The organism is Acetobacter pasteurianus subsp. pasteurianus LMG 1262 = NBRC 106471 (genome assembly GCF_000285275.1).
In the GTDB taxonomy this organism is placed as follows: Bacteria; Pseudomonadota; Alphaproteobacteria; order Acetobacterales; family Acetobacteraceae; genus Acetobacter; species Acetobacter pasteurianus.
The window spans coordinates 1-7,382 of sequence record NZ_CADO01000050.1; the positions used below are offsets into that span (position 1 = coordinate 1).

The window sequence follows — 7,382 nt, forward strand, 5'->3', positions numbered from 1 at the left end:
GCCGTGCAGTTCGCCTCAATCATCATCCTGCTTAACTGACGACACGCTGTAGAAAAACCAGAATGCATTTCTGCTATGAATTTGGCTACTTGATAGACTTGCTATAGCCAAATGTTTATTCTACACGCTTTGTTTATATCATTCAAAAGGGCGTGACGTTTTGCGCCCTCATGGACTTGGCTCAATGCATGATTCAATAAAAAATTATCATGCAAATAATTTCATCGTGAAATGGTACAGCATTCAGCGTGCACATACCGTGGAAAATATGAGAAAACTGTTACTGACAGGGAGCGTTCTTACCTGCGCCATACTGCTTTCTGCCCCCGCTCTGGCAGATGATGCGCAGGAACTGGCAGCCATCAAGGCGGAAATGCGCCGATTGGCCGCTCAAGTAGAAGCTATTGAATCCCGTCAGGCCAAACGGCATGCAGGCACCTCTGCCTCTACGCGTAATGTTGCCCACGGCACCACCTCACCTTCCACCCCACGTACCAGCAATAAACTTGCCACCGCTTACGCAAACCAAGCAGACCGGGAAGATCCTTCCATTCGGTTCTCACCAGATGAAGCTCCCGTCAAAACAGCATCCGACACACATGGAGGCACAGCCAAAGGTGGGCTAGGCTTTAAATGGCTACCCGGAGCCTCTGGATCCGATGTGGCGGCCAGCACAGATGCAGACGAAAAAAGCCATTCTTCAATCGATCTCTCATCTTCCAGCCCTACGGCCATTACGCAAACAGAAGTTGATAGGCTACCGCCCATTTTCAGTATTGGTGGGATATCTGTAAAACTCGGTGGTTTTATAGATATGTCTAATATCTGGCGTAGCTCCAACATGACCAGCGGCCCGGCAACGGGCTGGGGCAATTTTCCTTACGCCAACAGCCCCAACCACGGCTTGTCTGAAGAACGGCTTTCCGCCCAACTCAGCCGCCTGTCTATCTTGATGGAAGCCAACCCCAGCAAGTCTTCCCGCTTGCAGGCTTATGTTGAAAGTGATTTTGCAGGTTCTGGCAGCACAACCAACAGTGTGCAGATTAACGGTTATACGCCACGCCTGCGGCAAGGTTACTTTACGTTCACCCAAAAAGATTGGGGCTTGCACATTCTTATGGGGCAAGCATGGAGCTTGGCCACCAACTACGCCAAAGGCATTATTCCCCGCCAGGAAGAACTGCCCGCTGTTACAGATAACAACCAGTTGCCGGGTATTGTCTTTACCCGCGTACCGCAAATCCGAATTGGCAAGGACTGGAACCAGAAATACTGGCTGGGCCTTTCTATTGAGGACCCTCAGGCCACTGTTGGCTTCTCTTCCACCATCAGTTCTGGCAGCACCATTCCTGCTGCGCGTGGGCAAGCAGAAGGTGCCCGTGTTTACTATGCCAATACTGGGGGGATGTTACTGAACGCAGCAACAAATTATTCTTACAACCCTGTTCCAGACATGATTTTGAAGGCCGCAGCAGATACATCTTTCGGTCATTATGAAGTGTTTGGCCTTGCACGTTGGTTCCGCTCCCTTGCTGTAGAACCGGGTGCAACAACCACCAAAAAGCATACGCATTTTGGCGGTGGCGTAGGTGCGGGTATGACAGCTCCGTTGGGCACAAACCGCCTACACCTTACCGGTGATGTTCTGGCCGGTGATGGTATTGGGCGCTATGGGCCAACCCAGATACCAGATACAACATTCAACGGCCGTGGGCAGTTAACGCCTGTTCCCGAAATTATGGGGTCACTTGGCTTGGTGGGTCACCCCAATTCTTCTGTGCTGCTTTATACTTATGGAGGCGTGGAAGCTGCTGGCCGCAAACGTTATATTGGCGCAGATGGCAAACAATATGGGTACGGCGTAAACGATCTGGATCTGGCTGGGTGCGATGTGGAATTTGGAGTGTGTAGCGCACAAACACATACCCTTGCCTCCTTTACCGCTGGCGGCTGGTGGCATTTTTTGCAAGGCCGTTACGGAAGCATGATGGCAGGCTTGCAGTATACCTTTGTGCGCAAGTTTGCCTTTAAGGGGAATGATGGACATGGCAATAGCGTAGACCCCGCAACATCGGGCAACACTGTTTACGTTACTTTCCGGTATTTCCCATTTCAGTAAAGGCTTTTAGTTAATACCAAAGCTCTTCATCTTGCGGTAAAGCGTTGCACGGCTAATTCCCAAACCACGAGCAGCCTGCGTGACGTTCCCCTGAGAAACAGCCAAAGCTGAGCGGATAACGTTTTCTTCTGCTTTTTGAAAACTGATTTCCGAACCTTCTTCCAGTTCCGTTAGCAAATTGGGATGTTGGGCAATGGTTTGATCTGTCCAGCCCATCCATTCACGCGCAGCATGCGTTGCGCCCGTAATTTCCCCTTGGTCGTTAATAGAAACCAAAGGTGCAGAGCAGCCTCTAACAGAGCCCAAGGTAAGTATTTTTTGCCCCTCATAACTGTTACGGAAAAGCTGTTCTTCAATACGCCGACCAGATTGCGCAAGCGTTTCCATAAGCAATTTGTCTATGGGCTGTTCTGTTTTGCCATTCATGGAAGCGAGATTGAGAGCCCCTGCTACCCGCCCCTGCGCATCAAATATCGGCACAGCGTAACTGATCAGCAAGGAAAAACAGAAGCGCCAATGCGCGCCGCGCCCCAGAAAGATTGGGCATCTGTCCTCTACACAAGTGCCAATACCATTTGTGCCCGCAATGGCTTCGCTCCAGATAGCACCTTCACGCAAATTAAGGCGGCGACAAACAGAAAGGTGTGTTTCATCCGCACAACGCGCCAGAATCATGGCGTTTGGGTCAGCCAACAACACCATAAGGCCCAAGCCTTGCACCAAAGCAAAAAGGTGCTGCATTTCTTCCGAAGCTTGGCGCAAAAGCAATGCGGACCGGCTACTGACATGCCGAAATTCTGCACCACACAACACATCGGCCTTCCATTTTTGGGAAGGATCTAGCTGGTAGGATGTCTCGCAACGTATCCAGGATTTCTGGACTGTTTCTGCCGGACTTTCTGCTTTGGAATCAATACGCTGAGAAAAAGGCCGTGTATTCATCGCGGGGGGCTCTACCATATCCGACAAGGACATATTAAAGACTTTGCTAACGTTGCCTTCCTCTTATACATAAAAAACATAACTCTCATAGGGATATTGTGTATTTTATTTTTTACCTGCCTTCACCAAGTAAAGTTTTTGTTACTCAACAATAAAACTCACTGCCAAAGGTAAACGAATTTTATGTAATAGGCATTCGTTTCTGGTGTATTGCGCCCTTCAAGAGAGTGCGAGTAACGGGCTGTTAGCGAAAAGTGCTGGTTAATATTGTACATAAGCCCCGGCCCCAGAGCGATTTCACGGCTGTTGGAATTATCCAGATACTGGCGCAGCGTGTTATCCCGCGTTCCTGTTACATTCTGCCAGTCAAACGCAAGAAATGGCTCAAACTTCTTGGTCGCTTTCCAGCTAAAGCGCAGGTTGGTATAAAATACCACGCCGGGTGAATAACTGTGCTGGTCTTTTTGGTGTTTTGTAGACCCCACAACCGTGCCAGCATCACCATCAAAACTGAAGTGCTTCCATTCATAGTCAAATATTAAGCTGGATATATTAGACCAATAATTGGTGGATGTTGCATCCCTTGTACCATATGGCGTTTGCATAAAGGTTTGTATGCCAAAAGTACTATGCTTATTGGGCTTAAACCATGCAGCTGGCCCAACAATAGTTGGCCCTAACCCACCATAATTTGTGCCATCTGCCAGTTTGTAGCTTTCCGTCTGGATCAGCTCAAAAGCAAACCCAACATGGGGAATGGCTTCAAAGCTACGGAAATGCACATATTTTGTCATACCCGACCACGTGTGGCTGCCACCGGTGGGCGTGCGCTGTCCACCACTGCCATAGCTATGGCCTGCGGCATTTCCATCGCCATACTGCACAAGCACGTTAAACGGCTTGAAATCTACAGGAAGGTCATATTCATGGGGGCCAATAATACCCAACGTGATATCCGCAGCTCGCGCAGGAACTACGTGACACACGATCACAGTAGGCATGACGAAACGCACGAGGGAAAGCAGACGCTCCCCGCCTTCTATCAAACGCATATGAATATTCCGATAAGTAGAAGTAACAATCAAATAAACGCGTGATGCGGGGTTCCAGATAAACTGGAACCCCAATGTGTTAACGCGTTACTGAGCGGGAGAAGCTTTCTCACCATCAAGTGTGTAAGCGATAATGTAATCACCGCTTCTGGTGCCAAGGCCACCGTGACCACCGGCTGCAATCAGCACATACTGTTTGCCACCAGCTTCGTAGCTCATTGGTGTAGCCTGCCCACCTGCTGGCAGACGATCACGCCAGATCACCTTGCCGCTCGCCAGATCAAAGGCCCGCAGATAGTCATCTGCTGTGGCACCCATAAATACAACGCCACCTTTGGTAACAATGTTGCCGCCAATATTATACATACCGGTAGGCAGAGGCAGGTTGTTATGAGTGCGGAAAGGCCCCGTATCTCGCGTTGTGCCAACAGGGTGCTGCCAGACAATCTTCTTGGTAACCAGATCGATTGCCGTCAGCGTGCCCCAGACCGGCCCCTTACAGGGGATCTGCAGTGGGTTCAGCCACGGGTTAGTGAGCGCAATATAAGGTGTGCCGTAATCTGGAGAAACAGAAAGGGCATCACCTTTAGGTGCGGGCTCTTCCCCACTGCCAGTCCATTTTGGCAGCGTACCTGCCTGCTCCATTCCCGTACGTTTTTCCAGCTTGATACGGAAAGGCAGGTAGCTTGCATTGGCCAGCATGATCTTACGCTGCGGGTCAATGGTAATACCTTGCCAGTCTACAACACCGTAGAATGCAGGATAAACAATAGTTGTTTTGCCCACATGTGGTGGTGTGAACTGCCCTTCGTAAGCAGACTGACGATACTGGATACGGCAGATCATCTGATCCAGCAGCGTTGCCCCCCACATATCGGACTCTTTAAGATTAGCTGGTGTGAGAGAAGGCATGCCAACAGGATAAGGCTGCGTAGGAGATACGCGGTCATCCGGCGCATGGCCTGCTGTGGGAACCGGCTTTTCTTCCACCGGATACCCCGGAACAGGTGTGCCGGTACGGCGGTCCAGAACAAAGAACTCACCACGTTTGGTGCTCTGCACCAGTGCTGGAATTTGCTCCCCATTCGGGCCGGGCAGTTCAACCATAGATGGGCCGGAGGGAATATCCATATCCCACAGATCGTGATGCACGGTCTGGTAGGTCCAGCGGCGTTCACCCGTTACAATATCCAGCGCAATTGTGGCAGAGGATGTTGCATCGTCAAACGGACGGCGGCTTCCACCCCAGTTATCTGGCGGAGAGTTACCTGTAGGAATGTAAACAAGACCAAGGTTGAGGTCTGCCGTGTAAACACCCCAGGCATTGGGGGTATCACGCGTCAGTTCATCATTCGGGCCTGGCTTCCATGTTTCCGGCTGATGGCCTGCATCCCACGCCCAGGCAATTTCACCTGTTGTCGCATCAAACGCACGGATAGCACCGGAGGGCTCGAAATTGGCTTGGTTATCAAAAATCCACCCACCAGTGATCACACGGTTTTTGGCCACCATTGGGGGTGAGGTTACAAAATGGAACCCGTGCGGCACATGGCCCAGATACTGGCGCAGGGAAATAAAGCCGTGATCACCAAAATCTTCACAGGGCTTACCGGTTTCTGCATTCACGGCCACCATGCGCACATCGGCAACTGGTGAGTAAATGCGGTTACGGCAGCTTGTCTGAATTTCATCGGGAATATGGTAGTAAGACACACCACGGCAAGCCAGATAGACGTTTTTGTCCAAATCTGCCGTTGCGGGGTGCGGATCAAACTTCCACTTTACTTTACCTGTGGCTGCATCCAGCGCCATCACCCAGCTATGGGGTGTGCACATGTAAAGTGTATCACCAACCTTAATGGGCGTAAGTTCCAGGTTGAACTCATGCCCTTGATCTGGCCCAGCTACAGTGCCTTCGCCCTGCTGCTGCACATCCCCTGTACGGGTAACCCATGCACGCTTCAGATGCGAGATATTGGACGCTGTAATCTGCCCCAATGGTGTGTAACGGTCTCCACCAACGGTGCGGCCATAGGCTGTCCAATCCCCATCTGGAACACCTGCTGATGTTTCATCAGACTGACCGCTTGCAGTCATACGGTCTGCCGGTACAGTGCCGTCAATGGAATAAGAGCTAAAGCAGCTTGCCACGACAACAAGGCAGGAAACCACCAAGGAACCAAGAACTTCGCGCTTATCAGTCAGCCAGCTATTGCCCGAACGCCAGACACCCGGCAGCAGCAGCCAAACACCAAGCCCGATAAGCGTAAACAGGCGGACTTCCAGGCCCCAGATATTCAGCCCGACTTCGCATAAAGACCAGATAGTGGCCACAAGCAGCAAAGCTGCATACAGCCGCATAGCCAGAGCAGGCTTGCGAAAACCGCTAAGAGCGGCCCCCAGCATGACACCGCCAGCAATAATATAAAACCAGGAACCACCAAGAAACAGAAGTTCCGCGCCGCCAAAGAAGAGGAAAAGCCCCACAATGGCCAGCAGAATAGAGGTTATGAGCGAGAATAACCTCGCCTGACTCTCTCGCATACTCGTGCTCTTTCTACAGTTTCACGAGCCGTTACGACAGCATGATTTTAAGGCACCATACCCCCGCAGCGACCAATGGCCCTGCACAACACAAAAAGACGCAATATCGTCACACTTTTGTCCTGTTTTTCACGCGAGTTTGTAGAAAATGTTACCAACTGTCTCATACGTGAGACAGTTGGTGAGACGGCTGTTCTGTGAGTGTTCAAAATAGCATAGCCCGACATATTCAGGCAGATGCAGCATTCTTATACATTCCAAAATAGAAGATCAGAAAAACGGGAGATTATGTTTTTTATATCTCCCGTATTCTTATCACCTCTATGTTTTCAAGAATACTTTAGAAAGACCAAGTTGCATCACAACTGAACCAGAGCATGTTGTTTGTGCCGTTATTGACGGTTGGGTTCTGCACGGTTCCGGCCTGGTTGAACGGATGCGTGCCGTTAAGGGATTTATCCAGCCGGATTTCAGGCCGGATGGTAAAGCCCCCCAGAGACAGCCGTTTGTTCACGAACTCTGGCCGGTAGGAGACCCCCACTGTTAGTTCCCCATAGGTGGTCGGCAACGCGTTGTAATAGGGGAATGGCTGGTTGCTGAGTGCCTGCGTGAGCGAGTTGAAGCTGGAATATTCCGTAATCACCCCACCCGTGTTGTCACGGAAGATTTCACCACGTGCATTGAATGTCAGCCAGGGGTGGATGTCGTAGGAAAAGTAGGTTGTC

General features: G+C 50.7%; 5 protein-coding genes. 1 reads left to right on the plus strand and 4 read right to left on the minus strand.

Annotated elements, in window-relative coordinates; translation table 11 throughout:
* Nucleotides 1-184 precede the first annotated feature (184 nt).
* Complete coding sequence (locus APA10_RS08985) at nucleotides 185-2,119, plus strand: hypothetical protein (protein WP_003630996.1); 1,935 nt, start codon at nucleotides 185-187, stop codon at nucleotides 2,117-2,119.
* A gap of 6 nt (nucleotides 2,120-2,125) precedes the next feature.
* On the opposite strand, the gene APA10_RS08990 is transcribed toward APA10_RS08985, so the two are convergent.
* The 4 genes from APA10_RS08990 to APA10_RS09005 all read right to left on the minus strand — a co-directional run.
* Complete coding sequence (locus tag APA10_RS08990; RefSeq protein ID WP_174714324.1) at nucleotides 2,126-3,094, minus strand: helix-turn-helix domain-containing protein; 969 nt, start codon at nucleotides 3,092-3,094, stop codon at nucleotides 2,126-2,128.
* 125 nt (nucleotides 3,095-3,219) lie between these two features.
* The gene (locus APA10_RS08995) at nucleotides 3,220-4,113 is read right to left on the minus strand and encodes a transporter (protein WP_003630995.1); all 894 of its coding nucleotides are present in this window, start codon (nucleotides 4,111-4,113) and stop codon (nucleotides 3,220-3,222) included.
* A gap of 87 nt (nucleotides 4,114-4,200) precedes the next feature.
* Nucleotides 4,201-6,657 carry a membrane-bound PQQ-dependent dehydrogenase, glucose/quinate/shikimate family gene (locus tag APA10_RS09000; RefSeq protein ID WP_003625926.1) on the minus strand — a complete coding sequence of 819 codons (2,457 nt, stop codon included), beginning with the start codon at nucleotides 6,655-6,657 and terminating at the stop codon, nucleotides 4,201-4,203.
* A gap of 340 nt (nucleotides 6,658-6,997) precedes the next feature.
* On the minus strand, nucleotides 6,998-7,382 hold a 385-nt coding region (locus APA10_RS09005), incomplete at its 5' end, for an outer membrane beta-barrel protein (RefSeq protein ID WP_035367543.1).